Here is a 21,612-nt window from a genome sequence, read left to right on the forward strand (position 1 = left end):
AAAACAGAAAAGGGGGCAGGTGCGCCCTTTTCCTGCCTTCCGGCGAGGACGGGTTCGGGCAGAGCCCGATATTGGGTCAAGGGACAGGTCCCTTGCAAGTTCTTAGGGCGGCGCCCTAAGCTCCCGGAGGGCCTGGCTCTTGGTATATCTGCAGTTTTCAAGGTTCATTTGAGCCGATTTTTTCCGGCTTAGTTTTCATAGATTACTTGACACTACCTGTTCCGGTGCGCCATCCTGTTTTGCATAGGACTGCTGCCTGACGAGGGCGATGGGGCTGATGCCGCCGTTTTCCCACTTGATTCCCACGCTTGAGCATAGGCTTATAGCCGAACTGTAGAACGAGCAGGCCATGCACCAAAAGAAAACTGCCAGCAATGCCCATATCACCGGCACCATATAATGAACATAATTGTCAGTTTTCAATACGAACCCTGTCTCCTTCCGCTATCGCCTTATTTGAACTTGTTATCACCTGGTCGGAGTAAGTAAGCGCGCTCTCAACGCTCATCATTTTACTGTCTCTGTCCTTTACATTGATATCAATCCTTGCAGTGACCCACTCTGTTCCCATCACAGAATTCTGTCTGCGAATCACCAACACGTGATCACCTCTGGAATCTGTTCTAAGTGCTGTAATAGGCAGACAGCTTTGATACGTCTCGCTTTTCCTGCTCAATGACAGCTGTGCGGGCAGACCAACTGAATAACTTCCTTCGGGTAAAACTGCAGATACAAAAACCTTATCCTCCTCATCCGATGTACTGACAGAATTAATCGCCACCTCTATCTTCTGCGTACTTCCATCCGCTTGAAACGTAAGTTCTCCCTTGTCTCCGGCTATAAAGTGCTGTGCAGATTCCTTATCCAGGACTCCTTCAAAAACAAATCCTCTGTCATCACAGGAAAGCGTGACTACCTCCTCATCTGCTTCTGTTTTAGCGCCTCTTTTCACAGTACTTAATACGGTTCCGGACGCCGGAGCCAGCAATTGCCCATCATGGGCCAACATTTCCCGCAGCAATTGCCATGCTTTTTCTTTCTCAGCCAATTCAGACCCGCAGGTAATCCTTGTGATTTCATCTTCTTTCTGTGACGCATCCGTCTGCTTCTGTGCATTTTCCAATGCTATCTGCGCTGCTTCAATCGCCCTTTGTGCCTCATAAAGTTCCTCTTCTCTCTGATACCAATTGTCTTCTGATTCACGCCTGACCTCTGTCAAGGTATCCTTTACAGCCTCAACCGCTGCCTGGGCTTCTATGACCGCGGCTTCGTCAGAAAAGTCGGTACGCTTCTTTGCCTTTGTCAGCGCTGCTCTTGCATCCCTGAGGGTATCTCTGGCCCTTTCTATCCTGTTATCCCAGCGCTCCTCAATGGCATCCAGATTATCTGCAGCACTGTCATAGGACGAAGTTTTATAGTCTGCTCCTGACAATTCCTTTTTGGCCTGTTTCAATTCCTCCTTTGCATTGGAAAGTTCCTCTTTTGCTGCATTTAGCTCCTCGGTATAATCAGAGGTGTCTCCAGGCTCCTGCTTTGCAATCGCCTCCTTGATATCGTTCACCGCCTGATTCGCATCGTTAAGATTACGTTCCGCCTGATTATAAGCCTCCAACAACTCCTGATACGCCTCCCTTGAGGCATCCAGATGGTCTGAGGCATCATCACGCTCTCTTCTGGCATCATAGATAGCCTCCTCTGCCGCATCTTTGATATCCTCCAGATTTTCTTTTGCTTCCTTAACCACCGCCTCTGCTTTATCAATAAGGTCCTGCCTGGTTGCAGCGACAGCCTTTTCATCTCTGGTCTCGGCAGCCGCGAGCTTCTCTTCCAGCTTTGAATAATCTTCCTGTAATCTTGTGTTTTGCCGGGCATATTTTTCAGATAAGCGATGATACGCCTGCCTGGCATCCTCAAGATTACGTTGTGCCGTGATTACATCATTGCCGCCCTCACTTCCGGAAAGCTCTATTTTCAATTGCAGGATACGGATTTCATCTTCCAGTTTCTTAGCCTGTTCTTCAATGGAAGAAACGTCAAATTCAAGCAGTGCATCACCCGCGTTTACCTGACTGCCTTTTCCTGTCTTAACCGCCACGACCTTAAGCCCCTCCGGCAGCGTAATGCCCCTGTCAGATGCTGCTTGAATCGTTCCTTCTGCTTCAGCCCGGTCCGTTAAGGCCCCGCTTGTCAGGGTCGCTACATGGATGCTGGCAGTTGTAAAGGAATGGGAAACACGGGATATGATTGTGCATACAAATATCAGTGTAAAAAACGCAACAATAGAATGTACAGCTATGCGCTGCACACGATTTTCTATGAGAGGCCTGTATTTCTCTCCAGAAGCAAGCATGCTTTTTTGCTGTTTTAAAACCATATTCATTTTTTCTACAATATGTAAGCGCATAGCTGTATCGTCTCCTACAGGTTAGTTGAATTCAATCACAATGATTCTGTCTGCCAAAAAAGTACCGTCTTCCTGCTGGTTTCCGAAACATAATACAAAGTCTTTATCCTTCAGCCCACTCTTTTCACTGTCTTTCAGAGAATAACTGCTTCCGTCTGATTTCACAAGCCCCTTTTGAAATACGGCCCCGTCTGCATAAACAATCTTTATACTGCCTCCATCCCCGGAAGATGAACTGCCGTCTGCGAAGGGGGAGGTATTCATCATAAAGCCTGCATCCGAGCACCCACCGGCTGTCCCGCTTACATCGGCAGATTCTATCATGTCACTCGCGTCTGTGAATGTGTCCAGCGTTTCCGCCTCTTTTTCTCCTTGGTCCGCATCAGTTCCTTCGGCGGCAGCATCTGGACTCACCATCTCCGTTTCCTTCGTAACTTCCTCCTGATCGGCCTCTATACTGAGATACGTGACAGATTCATTCTCCAGGTTGCTGGACACTTCTGTTGTCCCGGTTTTTGCCTGCGTATTGGCATCTGAGCCAGCACACCCGGCAGATAAAAGCATACCGGCACAGATTACTGCACACAGCCCGGCCGTTTTTCTTTTTACAACATATTTCTTCATCGTTCTAACTCCTCTCTATCCCTATTTCATGTTACATTTGCTCATTGATATAAAGGCTGGCACGGCTCTGGATTCGTTCAGCCGCTTCCTTTGCATTCCTTGCCCCAGAAAAGTACTCACGGGCTTCTTCCAGTATGATTTGTTCCAGCGTCTGATTGTCATTTACCACATAGGCGGCATTGCTTAGAAGCTGCCTTGTCACTTGAGCATCCTCCGTTGTTGCCTTTCCATTTTCATAAAGCCATGTCCAGATTGATTTTCCGTCAATCGCTGCCTGCATGACTGTATCAAAGGCGCCTTGATGGACCGGCAGCATGCTGCAGGACTTCTGATGCTCTTCTGTCAATAATGTCCTGACAAACTCCCAGGCGCCGTCTTTCTGCCCGCTGGCCGAAGATATTCCGATTTTTACTTCGGGTTTGAGGGCATGATACTCACCGCTGCTGCTTGGAAGGCCCAGCAGTTCCAGGTTCCCGTGATAATAGTCCCTATACTGGGTAATCTGGTAAATACTGAGGATGGTTTCATATGCTGCTACATAAGTACCGCTTAGATTTTCTCCTCCAAAGCCGTTTTTACTGTTATCCTGTATCCGTCCGGCAAATTCCAGTAATTTTATGAATTCAGGTGAATCAAAGGAACACTTGCCCGAGGCCCAGTCAACAAAGCTGTTATCCGTCTGAAGCATGACTTTAAGAAAAGATGCCCCCGACATATTGCTTATGGAATTAGATCCGGAAGCGTTCAGGACATTCTCCAAATCCTGCAGTGTCCACCCGGTTCTTCCCTTCATGATGTCTGCATCAGCCAGCATGGTTGATACTGCTACCCCGTCTGTAATATAAGGTAATTTCCCATCAAGGCTTATGGCCTTAAAAACATTTTCAAAATAGTCCTCCATATGGAGCATTGGGTCCTTCTCTATATACGGATAAAGGTCTTCCAACAGCCCTTTACTATGGTAAATCTGGACCGAAAGATTACTCATATCCAGAATATCCGGAATATCACCAGAAATAATCCGTGTATTCAGATTGACAACCGCACTGTCCCATTCCTCATCGGACACGTTTTGCTCAAATGGAAAATACTCCGTCCGTTCAATCCTGTATTGGCTGTTTGTTTTGTTAAAGTCAGAAACTGCCTGAACGACCCCTGGTCCTGCGGTCAAACTCACCATACTCAGGACGGTTCGCTCATCCACTCCCTGAGAAAGTACTGCCATCTCATACGTAAATGCCGTAGTCTGATTGGGCGAAGCAGCTGCCACAATCAATCTTCCATCTGAAAGTTCACCCAAGTGAACATCCGATGCGCTAAGTCCCACGTCCGACCAGTTGAAAACATGCCTGCCTTCCTGTGAGCCTGCAGCGTAGCTATACAGGCTGGAGGAATCAAACCGGTAGAAGCTATTGCTGCTCCCTCCATACAGACCTGCGGTTGCTTTCAGGTAAATCCTATCCTTATTCCAGTCCCGACTTTTCATATCCACCGTGAGCAGATCATAATCCATCCGGTTCGCTGATGATGCGCAGACTCCAATCTGCCCTTCAGCCGTTGTTATTGTGTTCAGAAGATTTCCCTCATACGTAAGGGGGAATAAAAACTGCCCTTTATCATCAAATATATATGCGGATGTATTTCCTCTTTTTTCCGCAACACAGATATATCCCTCCGCATCGATGCTCAGGAACAAATCCCTGCCGGCCCCGGCAGCGTTTGTGGTTTCCAATACCTCGTTCAAATCAATGTTTTGGATTACCTGCCCGTCCCGGTCAAATTTCTTAAGACTATAACGGTCGGTATCATCCATGCAAACCGCCCATGTGCTGCCCTTGGAATCAAATGCAAAATCTAACAGGGAAGTGGATGCCTCCACTTCTAATGGCAGTTTTTGAAATTCACCATCACCAACGGTCATGGACGCCAGATAGGAGATACCACTTTCTTCAAAGCAGCACATATAAGCTGTATTATCCTTTATCAGGAGCCTTGAGATATACGCCACCGTATCCGGTATATCAAAAAAGCTCGCGATGTAGGATGCTTCGGGCGCTTCGGTTTTGGTTTGTTTTCCACAGGCCGTCATACTAAAAAGCATTCCTGTCAGACCCAGGACTGTGAGGACCTGCCGTATCATCTTCATTTTCAATTTTCACCTCCTGTTTTAACGTGCAATCTGTATTTTTGTACACAGCACAATGATTAGTCATATGGATCCATCTTTGAATTCTCCCTTCATAAAAATTGCCTGTTCTTTTAGGCATATTCAGAATACCATGAAAGAACAGGCAGTGTTTTAATTTCATATAAGCGTTTTTCTAAGAATTGGTAAATGAATTCCTAAGGAAACCCTAAGGCATCGACATTACAAATGTGATTGCAGGGCCTAACGTCAGGCCCCTTGTATCAAACGCCACAGGAACGGGTAAATCAGTGGCTGAACAAAAAACATCACTGCAGCAACCGTTCCATATAGAAGATATAGCTCACCTTCCCGGCTTCCAAGCTTATCTAATTGAGGAGATTTCTTAATAATCACTCTGCTGATGAAATAGCCGATGATGGTACCTGTTACGTTCGTTATTAAATCATCTACATCGGTTGCCCGAAAGGTGAATATCTGTAAGACTTCAATACTCAGCGAAGTAAGAAAACCTAAAAGTACCATCTTCTTCATCATTCTATATTTACTCCATATGCATGGAACCAGTATTCCCAATGGGATAAAAAGCAAAATGTTCAGGAAACTGGCCGAAAGGCCAGACATCATGCCAGCCAGGGGAATAAAATTATAAGAAAACACAACATGCAGCCCCGTTATATATGGAAAGCCGACCAACGAACACATGGCGGTCAAATAGAGTGTGACGATGATATACACAAATGTCTTTATTACGTTGTGGAATATCAATTTTTGGTACAGAAGCAGAATTGGGATCAGTACAACGGATGCGGCTGCCACTTCGATACTCATTGAAACTAGTCTGTGCATAATAATAACTCTCCTTATAAAAGCTGCCTGCTCCCGCAGGTACATTTGCAATACCATGGATGAACAGGCACTTTTTTAGTTATAGTATACGATTTTTTTCATCTTTAACTCGCCATGCTGAGGTCTTTACATACGGCTGACGGGATTTCAATGATAAAGGCAGTATATCCGTTGTTGCTTTCAGCCTGTATCCGGCCGCCATGCAAGGTAATAATGTCCTTTGCAATGGCAAGTCCAAGGCCAGAGCCTCCGGTGTCACTCTGTCTTGCGCTGTTCAGACGATAAAATTTGTCAAACACCAGGTTAAGCTTATCATTTGGAATATTTCCCTTGTTTTCAAATCGGATTACCGTCTTTTCAGGGAATTCTTTTGCAGATACCGATATCGCGCTGTTGTCCTCACTGTAGGATATGGCATTTTTCAGAATATTATTAAATACTCTGGCCAGCTTTTCAGAATCTCCATACACAGATATGTTCTCATCCACATTGTTTTCTATGTGTTTTTTGCAGGTACTCAGCTGCGGATACAATTCTTCCGAAATTTGTATGAGCATATAATAAAGATCAATTTTTGTCTTATGGAGCGTTGTGGATTCTGAATAGCTGCGGGTAATTTCAAAAAATTCGTTCACCAGTATCCTAAGGCGGTTCGCTTTTTCCCATGCAGTGTGAACACATTTTGCTTTCTTATCATCTGACATATCAGGATTTTCATCCAAAAGACTGAGATATCCAATTACGGAAGTCAGCGGTGTCTTAATATCATGGGCCAGATATACCACAAGGTCATTCTTTTGCTGCTCCATTTTTTTTGCCTCATCGGCCCGTGCTTTCAGTGTCTGTTTGGCATAATTCAATTTACATTCAACCGTTTCCAATTCCGGTGACAGGGATATGCGGCCCCCATCTTCCATGAGCTTATCGATTCCTAACAAAACTTCATCAAAGTACCTTTTATAGGAATGCAGCAGCATGTGGAACAGTAAAAACACAAATAGAATGATTACAATACCAAGTATAAACTGCATATTAGCCGTTACGACTTTGAAATATACTATATCAGCCTGGGTTTCACTCATGGAAAACCCCTGCGCAATCCATCTGACAATCGTATCTGCCAAATGTCCCCTGGTCAGCGCCCGCAGTAAAAAGACGGATACGACCGCACCCAGTGTAATTCCAAGCCCTCTAATAAACGTGATACGGCTAAGCTTTGTATAATCCGATTTCATTTTCTTATATCTCTCCAATTTTATATCCAATCCCCCACACTGTTTTTATATATCTGGGGCTTTCACCAGTATCCCTCATTTTCTCACGAAGATGACGAATGTGTACTGTAATTGTATTATTGCTCTTGCTGTAATACTCTTCCTGCCATATTTCATGAAATAATTCCTCAGAGCGGACTACACTGCCCTTATGCTCTAAAAGAACCTTTAGTATCGTAAATTCCGTAGGAGTAAGCGCCAGACTTTTTTCATCAAGCCAGCACTCATACGTTTTAAGCTTCATAACCAGTCCGGCATGTCTAAGAACCTTCTCTGCTGCCGGAGCAGCGGAATTTACATTATATTTCTTATACCGCCTAAGCTGGGCTTTTATTCTCGCTATCAGTTCCAGCGGAAGGAACGGTTTTGTGATATAATCATCTGCCCCCAGTGTAAGTCCGGTGATTTTATCTGTCTCTCCATCCTTTGCCGTCAGCATGATTACCGGATATGTATATTCCTTACTCCGTATCATCTGGCAGATGGAAAGGCCGCTGATATCCGGAAGCATAATATCCAATATGGCCAAATCAAAATCCGTACTCTTGATACAGGAAAGAGCTTCCTCACCAGAGTAGAATTTATATACATCCATGTTTTCATTTTGTAAATATACTTCGATCAGATCCGCTATTTCTTTCTCATCATCTACAACCAGTATTTTTTCATTCAAAGCACCGCGCTCCTTTTCATTCCTTTATACATATTATATTAGGTATGCAGAACGAATGTATTATTAAATAATAGAGATTTTATTAATCCTTTCCTAAGATACAGGTACATTATCCTAATGCCTGAATTGCAGAAACGGCCTGTTCATAATCAATGCAGACTTGATTCTTCAAGACAACCAAATCTTCAGAAGGATTCCCTGTCCGCAGTGCCTCTGTCAGCATGCTGCTGGACTTGCGCAGATTTGACAATCCAAGATTATCGCAAACCCCTTTTAACGTATGGGCCGCGCGAAATGCTTCCTGATAATCCTGTGCTTCAAGCTTCTCTAATAAAAGCTTGTAAGTTCCATCGTTTAAAAACTTAATGAGAAATCTTCTTATCATATCCTCACTGTAAAGCCGTGTCAGTACTTCGTCATAATCTCCGCCCAGCTTTCTGTAACATTCCTTCAGATTCATAAATACCTCCACATTTTATCCTTGTTTCTTTTTTATCAGTTCCGCTATCACTGCTTCCAGATGTTTCATGTCAATCGGCTTAGGTACATGGGCGTCCATCCCGGCATCGGCCGATTCCTTCACATCTTCTGCAAACGTATTTGCCGTCATGGCAATGATTGGAATTATCTTCCCATGGGGATGACGGCCGGCCCGAATTGCCCTGACCGCATCATATCCATTCATGACAGGCATCTGTATATCCGTTAAAATCAAGTCATACTGGCCGGAGCCGGATTTCTCAAATGCGTCTAAGAGTTCCTGACCGTTACTAACGATATCACATATCACGCCGTTCATATGAAGCAGCTCTCGTAATATCTCGGCATTTAACTCATTGTCTTCCGCTGCAAGAATTTTTACACCTGACAGCCTGCAATCCGAACCTTCTGCACCAGGCATTTTTTGCTCCTTTGCCTGAACCGTTACAATCGCCTGTTTAAAGCTTGTCAGGAAAAACGGTTTTGCAAGGAAACCATCAAAGCCGGCCGCAAGAGCCTCTTCCTCAATCTCCTCCCATTCGTATGCGGTAAGAAGGATAATCGGTATATGTTCCGGCAGCATCGCCCGAATATTCCTGGCCGTTTGGATGCCGTCCATATCAGGCATTTTCCAATCCAGAAGTACAAGGTCAAATGGGGTCCCCTCCTGATGCGACTGTTTGATTTGACGGATAGCCCGGTCGCCGCCCAGGGCGTATTGGACGGACACCCCGGTGCCTTCCATGACACGGATTACATTGATACAGATGGTCTCATCATCATCTACAACCAGTATGCGGGTGATTCCGTGTTTTTCCCAAAATCCCTCATCCACGTTCTGGTCCTGGATGCGAAGTTCCAGTTCAACGGTAAAGATACTTCCCTCGCCCTGCTTACTTTTCACATCAATCCTTCCGCCCATCAGCTCTACCAAATTTTTTACAATGGGCATTCCAAGGCCGGTTCCCTGGATTTGATTTGTCACACTATTGATTTCACGGGCAAAGGGTTCAAAAATAATTGTTAAAAACTCTTCCGACATCCCAATACCGTTATCCTGGACCTCAAACCGCAGCCGGGCAAAATCTTTTGTTTTTTGCGGAAGCTGGGTTACAGTCATTCGGATTCGGCCGCCGGCCGGTGTATATTTTACTGCATTTGATAAGATGTTTATCAACACCTGGTTGATTCTCATCCTGTCACCGATTAGATGTTCCGATGTCACATCCGCCAGAAAGAGTTCAAATTCCTGCTGCTTTGCTTTGGCCTGCGGCCGGATCATGGTCCCCAGCTCCTCTATAAGCTCTGCCAGGTTGATTTCCGTGATGTTAAGTGTTGTTTTTCCGCTCTCAATCTTGCTCATATCCAATACATCATTGATTAAACCCAGGAGATACTGACTGGAAGCTGTAATCTTTCGGGCATATTCCTTTACCCGTTCCGAATCGCCGGCATCATGGTTTAACAGCACGGTAAGACCTACGATTGCATTCATAGGGGTCCGGATATCATGGCTGATATTATTCAAAAAGGTACTCTTTGCCTTATTGGCGGCATTTGCCGCATTCAATGCCGTTTCCAAAGCAAACTTACTCTGCCGGTCTTTTGTCCTGTCAGACAACACCACAATAAACTTGTCCGATTGGCCATAACCTACCCGGTATACGGTTTCATAAAACCACCTTTTTTCCCCGGTCTTTCGATGCATACGCTCACTTTCCAGCAGAATCGACTGGCCTGATTCCATCAAACCCAACTCCGCATAAGAGACGGTCTTTCCATCTATGTATGTGGCTTTTCCTAAGGATTTAATGTCTGCTTCTACATCATCCGGGGAGATGCCAAGCACACGCTTTACATTGGGCGTCACATATTCTACCGCGTAGGACCCGCTGTTCAACATTAAAAACACATCATCTATATGTTCTGAAAGAATGCTGAACATCAGTTCCCGGTATTGTATATCCTGCTCCTTCCGTTCAATACGCTTGCGGCTGTGCCGTTCAAAAAGCTGGAATATGAGACCAATGATAAACACAATAAAGACAACAAAAATAAATATCTGGGACGACTGCAGAATATGATTGGTATATTCCATAATAACGCTGCTTGGGATTACGGAGATGATATACCAGCCATCCACGACTTCTATTGGTGAAAAGGTAACGATGTTCTTTGCTCCGTTAAAGGAGAATTGGATGACCCCGGAATGTCCCTTGGATAAACTTTCCTTGAAGGCTTGAATGTCCTCCTCATTATTTTCTTCTGCAATCATGTCAAAAATATTTAAAAACGTCCGGTTGCTGTTTTTTTGGTAAGGACGAATCAGGACTTCCCCCTTCTGATTGGTAATATAAGAAAAACCATTGTCATCATAAAAGGAAATAGAAAACTTTTTGGACAGCTCCGAAACCTTCTCCCCTTTTTGCATGACTCCATGCGCGCCGTCGGCAAACAGAAAACATTCATAGACTCCCAGGGTATTCTGCCCATCGTAGAGATTTAAATAGTTTTCCCTGATACCCTTACCGGAAAAGGTATGATAAAATGCCAGTTCCTCCGCACTAAGAATGCGCCGGTCTTCTAAACGGTTTGAGTACATAAACCCGTGGTCCAAATCAACAACCGTATAATTGGACGTCTCACCGCCGAGCAGGTTCAAATTATTTAATATTTTGCTTTCCTCATGAGATTCTAATTCTGATATCTTATTAGCCAGACCGTGTACCCGTTCCTGTTCAATTTCAATATAAGTCTCAAATGCGCGGCCGCCCTGACTTGTAATCTCCAGGGCTTGTTCCGCATTCTGCGTCCACAGGGAAGTCTGAACGCTTTTTATATAGTAATAACAGCCTACGAGAATACTGCCGAGAATCATTACAACCAGACCATTTATCCAAAATCGTTTTATGTTCATTATCATTTCCTCCGGACGCTACTGTGTCAGAAGCTGATTCAGCCGGGCAACGGCCTTATCCGCGGGCATCCCCTTCAGCATCTGCCGCGTTATTTCAGAGAGAGAGGCATCCAGTGGCAGGTCCAGCCTAAAATCTGAGCCTATCACAATCCGCCCGCATTCAAAACATTCAGCGGCCGGAAGGATTGTCCTATCAGCAGGCATTCTATCATCCTGCAATGGTGTATAGGAACTTTGGCTGTCGCAGTATTCCCATATGGAATCCGGCTGCGTGATACACTCGATGAGCCGCATGACTTCTTCCAGGTGTTCGCTGCCGGCGTTAACACTGATGCAGGTGTTCCCTTCTACCACCAGCACACTGCCCTTATCGAGAATAGGAAACGGGTGTACGCCATATGAAAAGTCAGGCTCCATATCTTGTACCCTGGCCGCAGCCCAGCCTCCGGTTACCATAAACGGCCGGTTGCCATCCACAAATAGCTGAAGGTCATCGGATGTTTGTTCCGTTTCCAAGACTTCTGCGCAGTCAATCCATTTACGGTCAATCATTTCTTCAACCATTTCTATTCCCGGCCACAATGTATTTGCCAGCTTGGCCGGTTCGCGGTTAAATTCTTTGATTGCCGCAGCGGTATCCTGCTGATACACCGAATACAGTGATTTCGCAGCGATAAGCTTTCTGAGCGAGGCATAGTTATTTGCTATGACAGGCGTAATGCCTTTTGCCGCAAAATAGTTGCAGACTTCCATAAAATCCGACCAGTTTTCCGGAACCTTCTGTCCATGTGCTTCCAGCAGGCTGTAGTTGATGTACAGTCCGTAGAGTGATATACATATAGGCAGGAAGTAAACGGAACCGTCCTCTCTGATGAACTGCTCTTTCATCCTATCCTGATAATTCTCAATGGTAGAAAGGCTGGACAGGTCTGCTAACCTGCCCTTATCCGCCATATCCATAACCCGGTCATGATCAACCATAAATACATCATCCAGCACATTGGCCTCTGCCCGTCTTTCTAAGGCTTTCCAGTAATCAATCCCCTTTACACCTTCGTATGTTACAATGATATCAGGGTTTTGCTCCATAAATTGGTTCAATATTTTTTCAATCGCTATCAGATTGCGTACGTCTGCCTTATATCCGTAAACAGACAGAAACATATGCTCTTGTTTCATAGACGGTTCACTTTCAATCAGCATGATTTCACTGGACCGTTGGCTGCAGCCTGTCAGAATAACGCTGATTAAAATAATAGACAGAACCCGTTTACAACCGTTCATTCATCTTCTCCTTTATCTTCAATCCGGCTTTTTCTCTTTTTACCTGAAATAACAGCCTGTCTGCTGCCTCCATTAAATCCGAAACCTGGCCTGGTCCGTAAACACCGCCGATACTGATGGATAACTTAAGCTGCGGATAATCCGGAATAACAGCTTTATCAACGCAGGATCTGATTTCTTCCAGTTTTTCTTGAAGCATATGAAACGGTATATCCCCAAACACAACGAAAATTTCATCCCCACCAAACCGCACCACGGAATCTGTTCTTTTTACACAATTTTTTATCGCTTTGGCTGCCTGCTTTAGTGCCAGGTCGCCAACCGGATGACCATATGTGTCATTAATGGCGTTAAAATGGTCCATATGGGTTTCCTCTGTAATCTGGACAACCAGTTCCAGTAAATACGGATAACCGTCAACCTCCACATAGGTTGACCGTACATGATAGACATTCTGGTTTATAAACTCAATTTTGGTCAGGTTCTCTTTGCCAGACATACCGTTAGCTGCAATCCCATTTTCAAGCTGGTTTCCTTGGCCCCATATTCCATGACTGTTAAATTCCAAGATTTGTTGGTTACCTGCCTCATCTATGTTCGCTCTGTATCTGGCATATGGTTCTGATCAATCTTCCGAAGTTTTCCCATGACACCCGCATAGTGTTTCACATTTTCATTTGTCCAGATAACATGAAAGATGCCGTGAAACCATTGATTCTCCTGTTTAATTGTAAGCGGCACATCCATTTGAAAATCCGGCTGCGCCGGAGTTGCTTCCTGAACCTTCTCCACGATACGATTCAGGACATCTTTATCAATGCATCTTAACAGATTCCCGTTCTCCAGCGGTTGGAATAAATCATTCCCTATGCTTAGATGTTCTGCTCCATATTGATTGAAACATAAAATAGATGGTTCAACCGCATAATTGAAAAAAATCTCCTCGGTTTTATCCAGCAGGAAACGAAAATGCTGCTGTTCATATGAACGCTGTCGCAGCAGCCGTTCCGAATCCCCCAGACCATAGTGCTGCAGCTGTTCTGTAATATGACTGGTTTCTTTGGGCGTGTTTTCTGCTTCCAGCATATTTTGGACCGTCAGTTCCTGTTCAAGCGTATCTCCAATGTCACGCAGGCATTCCAAAAGCAATGGCTGAAAGGCTCCGCACTGTCCGTCAAGAATCATTTTCATTGCTGCATCGTGGGAATATGCCGGCTTATAGCACCGTTCACTGGTTAATGCATCATAAACATCTGCCAGGGCAACCACCTGTGCTGAGAGCGGAATGGCATCCCCCTTTAAGCCGTCCGGATAGCCTCTGCCGTCATACCGTTCATGATGCCATCGGCAGATTTCATATGCCGTTTTCAGCAAAGGCTCATTCCGGTCAATCGGCAAGTCCATGAGTAGATTCGCGCCTGCCATAGAATGGCCCTGCATGATGCGAAATTCCTCTGCCGTAAGGCGGCCGGGCTTATTCAAAATCTCTTCCGGGACCGATATCTTACCGATATCGTGCAGTGCCGAGGCCATACTTATCAGGGATATATCTTCATTTGTCATTTTATTGCGGTCTGTTTTTAACATGAGCTGCCTCAGCAGAAGGTCCGTAATAAGATTGATATGCAGGACATGAAGTCCGCTTTCACCATTCCGGAATTCTACAATATGGGACAGGATGGAAAGCATGAGCCGGTTATCCTTTTCCTTTTTACTGATTTGATGGGTAATAATTTCCATCATCTGGCGTTGTTTCGCAAAGGATAAAATAACATTGGCTACACGGCGGCGTACAATCGCCGTGTTATAAGGACGAGCAATATAGTCTGTTGCTCCAAGCTCATATGCACGCTCTATAAATTGGGGCGAAATTTCGCTGGAAATCATAATAACAGGAATCATATCAATACAATGAAAACGGTTCATATGTATCAATACCTCAAAGCCGTCCATCTGCGGCATTTGAATATCCAGCAGGACGAGGGACAGGTTGGATGCATTTTCACGCAATATATCAACCGCTTGCGCCCCGTTTTCTGCTTCCACTATTTCATATTCATCTCCCAGCATAGAGCCCAGCATCTCTCGATTTAACTCAGAATCGTCCACGATTAAAACCTTCAATTGGGGCCTGACGTTTGACATATAATCACTCCAATGAATTCTTTTATAAAACCAGTTAGCTTCAACCAATCTGCTCACCTATACAAATAGGTTGTTATAGATTTTTACGGCCCTTTGGACCGCGCTTCCAATGTGGTCTTAACTAACATTTATTTTTGCCTTATTATTTTATCATTTCAGTCTATAATACTCAAGATGAAAATCCTGTAATTTCTTTAAGTGGCATCTGATGAATGATAGACATTGCCTATGTTCATAATTTTATAGTATAATGGATAGAACGCTCCTTGTCTATTGAGGGCATATTTGTATTTTTTAGAAAGGCAGCTATTTTATGAAACGTCAGGAAACCCGATTTTCTTATGTATATGAAGATTTAAAAAGACGAATTGTCTCAGGACAATTCCGGCCCGGCAGTAAGCTGCCATCTTCCAGAAATCTATGCGAAGAATATAATGTTGGAATTGCTACCATCACGCGGGCCCTTGATGCCTTAAAGGCGGAAGGATTGATTGATATCCAGATAAGGCGTGCACCTGTAGTTCTATCGCAGGACTTGCAAATCCCGGGAATATCCACGATTTTAGAGCAGCGGGACTATATTCTGCAGGTATATGAGACATATGAATTATTATTGCCTTACCTGCTTGTATTCGCTGCACGGGATTGCTCCATTGAGATTATGCCCCATTATCGGCAGGCTCAAAAAGCGGCGCGGTCCGGGGATAACGCTGAGAGCTGGAAAGCTTTAATTGCATTGACACGAGATATTCTTGGCGCCAGCCAAAATCCTCTGTTATGTGACCTGCACACGGCGTTTGAGCTTCAGGGGAATTTTGCCTACTTTTTGGAAAAAAGCATCTATTCCCGGGGCTCCATCCGCTTAAGGCCAACCTTTGAACCAAAATATATCATTGCAATATTACAAAATCGGAATCCGGTTGAGCAGTTTCATCATTTAAAGGCACTCTATAAGGACATGTATGACATCATTTCAGAAATCTTCAATCAAATGTCAGACAATGTCTCAACGGTTCCTGCACAGGTATCAAGTACATTTGAATGGAATCCCTTAAGGGGGAGAAATTATTATTACACCCGTATTGTCCGTGACCTGACCCGGAAGATAGGAACGGGTATTTATGCAGCAGGTTCCTATTTGCCCTATGAAGCGCAGCTGGCAAAGCAGTATGGTGTGTCGGCATATACGGTCAGAAAGGCATTGGGGCTGTTGGAACGCAGAGGCTATACAAAGACATTAAATGGCAAGGGTACGGTGGTTCTGACTCCTGATCAGCTTAATACGGAACAGGCCCTGTTGGATTTTACAACGAAGCAGGAGGCTCTTACATACCTTCATTCGTTGCAGCTCATGGCGCTTTTGTCGTATCCGGTCGCAGCCTATACCGCACCTCAATTTAGTGCAGATGATTTAAACCAATTGGCTGCCCATATCAGGAAACCGGGAATCTTTCTTACTGATTTGCTTCAGATGATTTTAGAACGGCTGTCATTAAAACCATTGAACGTCATTTGGATTGAAACCAGCCGAATTACAGAATGGGGATTTTATCTCGCGTTTTATCCGCAAGGAATCGGTGTGATTGAGCAGCTCAATGAAATCACAAGGAATGCATATCAATGTTTGTGTGAAGGAAACCACGAAGCGTTTGCCAAGAACCTGGCGGACTCCTATCGTCTAATCTTAAGCTCCGTTCAAGCATATATGGTGGAAAAATATAAATTTACTGAGGCTTTATCGGTTAAGGTTCCTTGAAAAAACAACAAAATCAGGTTAAATTAGGTTTTTCAAGGCAGATGCAATCTGTTTATGCTGCCAATATACGAAAATCTTCTTAGCATCTGCCTCTATTGCCAGCCGTTCCTCATTTTTCCCGGCCACGCAGGTCACCAGTGTGACCCTGGCATCTCGGTCCGTTTTGCCATCTTCCCCCGGTTCCTCCTCTTTATCCTGCATTTCAGAGAAAAAGTCGGTCTGCGCAGAAATCCTGCGGCGGTCTGTAATATGGCACAGGAAAATCTCCCCTTCTGCCGTGTACAGGTAAAAAGAGGAATGTTCCCTATAATATTCATTGTCCCAGTAACGCTTCAGGGAACCGAACATGGAGCCGTTTTTCATGTTATGCCCATAGAGGACCGTGTTCCCGCCCTCTGAGGGCAGACTGCTTCTGTAATCCATGAAAATACATCCGGCCCCGTTATATGCCTTGGAAAATGTCCTGTTCAGGTAATAGGAATTGTCCTCCCCCTGGGTCACAGGGTAGCTTACCGGCGTCCCCGGAATATGAATCCATGCAATGATATGGGGATTCAGCTTTTTAAGGGCCTCAAAATCAACAGCCAGCATGGGTTCCTGCTCCCCCGCAGACAGGCTGTACGGGGACCGGGATTCAGGTTCCCGGCCAGGTGCTTTGGCTGCATACCGCTGGAGCAGCCCGTACTCCTTCTCCCCTTTTCTGTATTCATACAGGGAGCGGCACAGCAGGCCGGCGGACACCAGAAAGATTCCCAGTACCACCAGTATGGACAGGGTCAGGACCGTGTGTCCCGTCCCCTGCTTTTTGTCCTTCACGCCTTATCCTCTTTTCTGCGCATCCTAATCCATAAGATTCCCAGTGCGGACAGGAGGAGAAAACTGACCGCGGTCATGGCTCCCAGCATAAGCAGCGGGGTGGTGTCCCCTGTTTTTGGAAGAGAAGCCAGCGGTATCTCCGGATCAGGAATCATAACAGCCTGTGGAACCGCTTCATCATCAATGGTGGTTAAGGTGGTTACACTTCTTCGGCCTCTGCCTCTGCCACCACCGCCTCCACCGCCACCGCCGCCGCCGCCATTTTCTGAGAATGTCTGAATCATAAATTCCCAGTCAATCTTGGCCAGCTGGTCGGCATAGATGCACGCTCCCGTTACCGGGTCACAGGTAATGGAGGAATCCAGCTGCAGCTCTACCTGGATTTCCTCAGATGTCCCGCTTTTCAGATAACACAGGGGAATCAGCTCCTGGAGGTTCTCACCTTCCCCGTATCTGGCGCCTGTCACCTTTCCTTCATATAGGACACTGCCCTGGAATGTGACCTTCATGGTAATCTTTTCCAGGAGCTCGTCTTTTATCTGCTCCTGTACTCTTGGATCGATCCGCATATAGACTCTGGCGGTCTGGTTGGATGTGGTATTCTCCACCTTCAGGCGGTCTTTGTAGATGCCTCCCGGCACCATGTCCGTAAAACTCATGAACCAGTTCCCTTCCTCCTCCCCGGTCCCTGAGCGGTAGGGTACATACTCAAGCCTCTGGCTTCCCCAGTTGTAGACCAGGGTCAGCTTCTTTTCCAGGCCGGAGGCGTCATAGACGCCGGGATCCGCCACCTGATCGGCCAGGTATCGGATCACTTCCTGGTTAAACCCGCCGGTGAACGTATGCTCCACCGCTGCCTTGGTGGCCTGCACCGTGGTGGCCTTTATATCCATGGTATATCTGCTGCTGTCATACCCGTATTTGGCATTGGTGCGGGTCACGGTAATCTGCTTGTAACCATCCTCTGTCTTCTCATAATAGGTGTCTTTTCCCGTTATAGTGTTCTCCAGAAGGGGGTTCATGGTCACGCTTTCCAAAAACACCGGCGAGTCTTCCCCCGGCTGTATCACCCCTATGTAATACAATATATAATTTCCTGTCTCCGATGGCTCCTCATCCACCAGGAGCCATTTTTCCCTGGCCTCCTCCACCTTGTCTGCATAGGGCAGATTCAGGCGCATGCCGGCATCCTGCGCCATTCCGGACCGGAGCACCATGACGGATTCTTTATTAAATGCGGGGATTGCCGCATACTGACGCTCTCCCTGGTCTGTCACAAAGTCAGGGGGCAGCGCTTCCCCCTCAAGGGGAGGGACCGCTGTCTCATTGCCATCCTGATCCAGGACGTAAACATTTTCCCGCCGTATCCAGCTCTGGTGGATTTCCACCCTGGCAATGGCAGGCACGCCGCTCTCCAGGCTGCCGTCCTCTGCCTTCAGGCTGTTGGATACCCATACCTGCTTTTGTGTGGTTATACCTGGCTGCCAGTCATCCGGCTGGCGGAAATGCTCCTCAAGGCTGGTTTTGTACCTGGGAACCCTGTATTCATTGCCGGTCCGTATTACCTGGGACCACGCCGCCCAGGTAGTTCCCACCGATGCAGCCGCCAGAACTGCCAGGCCCAATAACATGATTTTGCCTTTTTTCATAACATCAATCTCCTGTCCAAACGGATTACAGCTCTGCTTCCAACAGGCGTTTATGCCTTTTCCTCCCGTTTCTTTCCCGGGCAGATAAAATCAAGTAATATCCCAATCACCAGGATTCCTCCCATGCTCCCAATTGCCTGGGGTGTCCTGCCATAGGTGACAAAGTATCCGGCATAGGGAATCTTCACATCAGACGCCCTGCCTGCCACGCGGTCATATGAAACCGGGTTGGGATCCGCAGTCTCATTGGCATCTCCTTTAGTGATAAAATCACTGCTCAGCTCCTGCTTTTCCACTACCCTGTGGGTGACCAGCGAGCCATCCTCACCTGCATGGAAGGTGATGGGGTCTCCCTCCTGAATCTGCTCAAAGGAGGCCGCTTTATAGTAAATTACGCTTCCGACAGGAAAGGTGGGCTCCATACTTCCGCTGAGCACCACCACCGGCCGGTAACCGGCCAGCATGGGCGCTGCAATCAGAAGGTATCCCGCAATGCACAGATACACGGGCCATGATAGGATATTAAACAATTGTTTCAGAACGTTCATTCATCGGCCTCTGTATTATGGTGCAACCGTTTTATTCTCAAGATTTACGTTATCCTCTGCATTAACCTGGACATTGGTCAACTTAGTGATATCGAAATCTTGCCAGGAATCGGTCACTGCATCCTTTGTGGCCTGGACAAACTCAGAGGTAACGGTCAGTGTGTAGTTGGAGTCTCCGTAGCCCTTCCTATCGCTGTCTAAATTGGATTCGGATTTGCGGAACAGGCTCTCTCCCTCCGGAATATTTATGACAGCTGCCAGGTCGCGTATATCTGTAAGGCCGTCATCATTCTCATCATTAACCTTGGTCCAGTCAATCAGTGTCCAGGCATCGGTATTATGCAGATCCGGCTGTGTTGCCGCAACGGCATAGTACTCTTTTGTCTCATAGCAGCCAAGGTCAATATCTGTAGCCATGGTCAGTCCTTCCAGCAGGTGGGTGGTGCCGGACTTATCTGAGCCCTTTTTCTCCAGAACGCCGTTCCAGTACCAGTATCCGTCCCCTCCATCAATCCAGCCATCACCAGTCAGGATGTTCTTATGCACCACGGTGCCGTCCGATTCCGGTGTCAGGCCATCGGTATCATTATCCTGGGCTGCATCAAAGATTCCGCCGGCATAGGTTCCGTTGTTAAACAGGTCTGAATCACTCAAAATGGTTTTATAGGAATCCGCTGCTTTCTTGTAGGACCAGTTTTCTTTCATGCTTATCCTGACAAGGACGGGATAATCTCCGGTATTCTCCGCCCCTACATTCTTATCCCACTTGGCGCCCGGCTTTAAATCCTCCGTTGGCGGTGTGTAATCCTCCACCAGCTGGGTGGTATATTTGCCCGTGCTCAGCGGGTTATCCAGGGACGCTGTCTGTGAATAGTACGCAAATGTTCCTCCCACCAGCGCTAATGCTCCCAGCCCGATTCCTGCTGCTGCTTTCTTATTTAACTTTTTCATGTCTTTTCCTCCTGCTTTTTCATATTATAATGCTTTCATTTTGTTATATTGGTCCGTCCATCTAAAAACACAGACGGTAATAACCTGTTTGATTATTCTCCTTTAGGCTGCTGAACTTACTTCTGGACCTCTGATTCGCTGATCAGCTTCCAATCACATCCAAGCTGCCTAAAATCAAATACACCCCCGCCTCCAAATACCGTGTTAACGGCCTGGTCCGTTGCCTGTACGGTCTGGGCTGCCACCACCAGGGTATAATCAGCATCACTGTACCCGGCCAGCCTGGCATCTCTGAGCTTAGTGACTGATTTCATAAAGGTTATCTGGCTTCCATCCGCTTTCAGGCGCTCATTCATTTCCCTGGTGGAAATGTAATCATATCCAAGAGGGCTGGACGCATTGCTGGCCGTGGCGAATTCCACCCAGTCGCTGCTCTCACTTTCCGGTCTTTGACCCGTGGTGGCATAATACCGGGTCTCCTTGTAGGAACCCATATCCACATTTTCCGCCAGGGCCACTTCGTCAAGGAGCTTGGTTGTCTCCGCAATTTCTTGGCTGCCATCCTCTTTCTCTACCGCGCCGGGAAGGACATACATATAGTAATAATATCCATCCGCCGGATTATATACCCAGCCGCCGTCCGGCATCATGCTTTTAAATACCACTGAGTCATCCGCGTCAGGATTGGCAATTCCGTCTTCCGGGTCACCCTGGTAAACATTCTCAAATGCATTGTTGGCATTGGATGGGCTTCCAATGGCAGCCGGCCGCTCCTTTTCCTGAGAGGTGTCTGTAAAATAAAATTCCTCTTGTCCTCTGACCCACTTTTCCTGAAATTTCACCCGCACCACCACGGGAAGGGTGCCTGTGTTGCGGATTGTCACATCCTTATTCACACTGGTTCCAGGCCCCCAGTTCTCGCCCTCCGAAGGCTTAAACTCTTCAACCAGTTCCGTATCATATTTCCCTGTATCAAATATGTTGGCGGCTGTCAGAGTCTGGTTAAAGTAAGCAAATGTCCCGCCGATCCCGGCCACTGCCAGCATTGCGGCCACCGCTATCACTTTTCCATTTATTCTCATTCTCCTGTCCTCCT

Annotated in this window: 17 protein-coding genes and 1 pseudogene; 1 reads left to right on the forward strand and 17 read right to left on the reverse strand. The window is 46.3% G+C overall.

Features of this window, described 5'->3' with window-relative positions; translation table 11 throughout:
* Positions 1 to 216: 216 nt before the first annotated feature.
* The 12 genes and pseudogenes from LA360_RS09500 to LA360_RS09555 form a co-directional block, all read right to left on the reverse strand.
* Positions 217 to 423: pseudogene (locus LA360_RS09500) on the reverse strand (hypothetical protein); the annotation flags it as partial.
* Positions 413 to 2,404: a hypothetical protein gene (locus LA360_RS09505; RefSeq protein ID WP_022203388.1), complete on the reverse strand. Its 1,992-nt coding sequence runs from the start codon at positions 2,402 to 2,404 to the stop codon at positions 413 to 415. The gene LA360_RS09505 and the pseudogene LA360_RS09500, both read right to left, overlap by 11 nt.
* Positions 2,405 to 2,425: 21 nt before the next feature.
* Positions 2,426 to 3,028, reverse strand: coding sequence for a hypothetical protein (locus LA360_RS09510; RefSeq protein WP_002588502.1), 603 nt, complete (start codon positions 3,026 to 3,028; stop codon positions 2,426 to 2,428).
* A gap of 31 nt (positions 3,029 to 3,059) precedes the next feature.
* Complete coding sequence (locus LA360_RS09515) at positions 3,060 to 5,174, reverse strand: ABC transporter substrate-binding protein (protein ID WP_057571984.1); 2,115 nt, start codon at positions 5,172 to 5,174, stop codon at positions 3,060 to 3,062.
* Between the two features lie 249 nt (positions 5,175 to 5,423).
* Entirely contained in the window at positions 5,424 to 6,023 is a 600-nt protein-coding gene (locus LA360_RS09520; protein WP_022203385.1) for a VanZ family protein, read from the reverse strand.
* Between the two features lie 104 nt (positions 6,024 to 6,127).
* Entirely contained in the window at positions 6,128 to 7,258 is a 1,131-nt protein-coding gene (locus tag LA360_RS09525) for a sensor histidine kinase (RefSeq protein WP_022203384.1), read from the reverse strand.
* Positions 7,259 to 7,262: 4 nt separating this feature from the next.
* A complete protein-coding gene (gene vanR / locus LA360_RS09530) occupies positions 7,263 to 7,970 on the reverse strand; it encodes a VanR-ABDEGLN family response regulator transcription factor (RefSeq protein WP_022203383.1) in 708 nt (235 codons plus the stop codon).
* Positions 7,971 to 8,079: 109 nt separating this feature from the next.
* Positions 8,080 to 8,430 carry an Hpt domain-containing protein gene (locus LA360_RS09535; protein WP_022203382.1) on the reverse strand — a complete coding sequence of 117 codons (351 nt, stop codon included), beginning with the start codon at positions 8,428 to 8,430 and terminating at the stop codon, positions 8,080 to 8,082.
* Between the two features lie 15 nt (positions 8,431 to 8,445).
* Positions 8,446 to 11,367 (reverse strand): response regulator, encoded by a 2,922-nt coding sequence (locus tag LA360_RS09540; protein ID WP_112482983.1) that lies wholly within the window; start codon positions 11,365 to 11,367, stop codon positions 8,446 to 8,448.
* An 18-nt stretch (positions 11,368 to 11,385) separates the two neighbouring features.
* Positions 11,386 to 12,651, reverse strand: coding sequence for an ABC transporter substrate-binding protein (locus tag LA360_RS09545; RefSeq protein WP_089776164.1), 1,266 nt, complete (start codon positions 12,649 to 12,651; stop codon positions 11,386 to 11,388).
* Complete coding sequence (locus tag LA360_RS09550; protein WP_225537485.1) at positions 12,638 to 13,150, reverse strand: GGDEF domain-containing protein; 513 nt, start codon at positions 13,148 to 13,150, stop codon at positions 12,638 to 12,640. The genes LA360_RS09545 and LA360_RS09550 overlap by 14 nt, the downstream gene beginning before the upstream one ends.
* Positions 13,151 to 13,242: 92 nt before the next feature.
* Positions 13,243 to 14,796, reverse strand: a complete 1,554-nt coding sequence (locus LA360_RS09555; protein WP_022203378.1) for an HD domain-containing phosphohydrolase — start codon at positions 14,794 to 14,796, stop codon at positions 13,243 to 13,245.
* 313 nt (positions 14,797 to 15,109) lie between these two features.
* Here LA360_RS09555 and LA360_RS09560 point away from each other — a divergent pair, with 313 nt between their 5' ends.
* Positions 15,110 to 16,552 carry a GntR family transcriptional regulator gene (locus LA360_RS09560; protein WP_022203377.1) on the forward strand — a complete coding sequence of 481 codons (1,443 nt, stop codon included), beginning with the start codon at positions 15,110 to 15,112 and terminating at the stop codon, positions 16,550 to 16,552.
* Between the two features lie 18 nt (positions 16,553 to 16,570).
* On the opposite strand, the gene LA360_RS09565 is transcribed toward LA360_RS09560, so the two are convergent.
* From LA360_RS09565 to LA360_RS09585, 5 genes are all read right to left on the reverse strand, one after another.
* The gene (locus LA360_RS09565; RefSeq protein ID WP_022203376.1) at positions 16,571 to 17,368 is read right to left on the reverse strand and encodes a class B sortase; all 798 of its coding nucleotides are present in this window, start codon (positions 17,366 to 17,368) and stop codon (positions 16,571 to 16,573) included.
* The gene (locus LA360_RS09570) at positions 17,365 to 19,017 is read right to left on the reverse strand and encodes a BsaA family SipW-dependent biofilm matrix protein (protein ID WP_112482981.1); all 1,653 of its coding nucleotides are present in this window, start codon (positions 19,015 to 19,017) and stop codon (positions 17,365 to 17,367) included. The genes LA360_RS09565 and LA360_RS09570 overlap by 4 nt, the downstream gene beginning before the upstream one ends.
* Before the next feature lie 50 nt (positions 19,018 to 19,067).
* Positions 19,068 to 19,565, reverse strand: coding sequence for a signal peptidase I (locus LA360_RS09575; protein ID WP_022203374.1), 498 nt, complete (start codon positions 19,563 to 19,565; stop codon positions 19,068 to 19,070).
* A gap of 15 nt (positions 19,566 to 19,580) precedes the next feature.
* The gene (locus LA360_RS09580) at positions 19,581 to 20,516 is read right to left on the reverse strand and encodes a BsaA family SipW-dependent biofilm matrix protein (protein WP_022203373.1); all 936 of its coding nucleotides are present in this window, start codon (positions 20,514 to 20,516) and stop codon (positions 19,581 to 19,583) included.
* A 116-nt stretch (positions 20,517 to 20,632) separates the two neighbouring features.
* On the reverse strand, positions 20,633 to 21,598 hold the full coding sequence (locus LA360_RS09585) for a BsaA family SipW-dependent biofilm matrix protein (RefSeq protein WP_089774430.1): 966 nt from the start codon (positions 21,596 to 21,598) through the stop codon (positions 20,633 to 20,635).
* Positions 21,599 to 21,612: the final 14 nt, after the last annotated feature.

This window comes from Enterocloster clostridioformis, assembly GCF_020297485.1.
Taxonomy (GTDB): Bacteria; Bacillota; Clostridia; order Lachnospirales; family Lachnospiraceae; genus Enterocloster; species Enterocloster clostridioformis.

Bases quoted from the DNA above. Each gene is read 5' to 3' on its own strand.
- LA360_RS09505 (WP_022203388.1), bottom strand. From the start codon at position 2,404: ATGCGCTTACATATTGTAGAAAAAATGAATATGGTTTTAAAACAGCAA.
- LA360_RS09510 (WP_002588502.1), bottom strand. From the start codon at position 3,028: ATGAAGAAATATGTTGTAAAAAGAAAAACGGCCGGGCTGTGTGCAGTA.
- LA360_RS09515 (WP_057571984.1), bottom strand. From the start codon at position 5,174: ATGAAGATGATACGGCAGGTCCTCACAGTCCTGGGTCTGACAGGAATG.
- LA360_RS09520 (WP_022203385.1), bottom strand. From the start codon at position 6,023: ATGCACAGACTAGTTTCAATGAGTATCGAAGTGGCAGCCGCATCCGTT.
- LA360_RS09525 (WP_022203384.1), bottom strand. From the start codon at position 7,258: ATGAAATCGGATTATACAAAGCTTAGCCGTATCACGTTTATTAGAGGG.
- LA360_RS09535 (WP_022203382.1), bottom strand. From the start codon at position 8,430: ATGAATCTGAAGGAATGTTACAGAAAGCTGGGCGGAGATTATGACGAA.
- LA360_RS09540 (WP_112482983.1), bottom strand. From the start codon at position 11,367: ATGAACATAAAACGATTTTGGATAAATGGTCTGGTTGTAATGATTCTC.
- LA360_RS09545 (WP_089776164.1), bottom strand. From the start codon at position 12,651: ATGAACGGTTGTAAACGGGTTCTGTCTATTATTTTAATCAGCGTTATT.
- LA360_RS09550 (WP_225537485.1), bottom strand. From the start codon at position 13,150: ATGTCTGGCAAAGAGAACCTGACCAAAATTGAGTTTATAAACCAGAAT.
- LA360_RS09555 (WP_022203378.1), bottom strand. From the start codon at position 14,796: ATGTCAAACGTCAGGCCCCAATTGAAGGTTTTAATCGTGGACGATTCT.
- LA360_RS09560 (WP_022203377.1), top strand. From the start codon at position 15,110: ATGAAACGTCAGGAAACCCGATTTTCTTATGTATATGAAGATTTAAAA.
- LA360_RS09570 (WP_112482981.1), bottom strand. From the start codon at position 19,017: ATGAAAAAAGGCAAAATCATGTTATTGGGCCTGGCAGTTCTGGCGGCT.
- LA360_RS09575 (WP_022203374.1), bottom strand. From the start codon at position 19,565: ATGAACGTTCTGAAACAATTGTTTAATATCCTATCATGGCCCGTGTAT.
- LA360_RS09580 (WP_022203373.1), bottom strand. From the start codon at position 20,516: ATGAAAAAGTTAAATAAGAAAGCAGCAGCAGGAATCGGGCTGGGAGCA.
- LA360_RS09585 (WP_089774430.1), bottom strand. From the start codon at position 21,598: ATGAGAATAAATGGAAAAGTGATAGCGGTGGCCGCAATGCTGGCAGTG.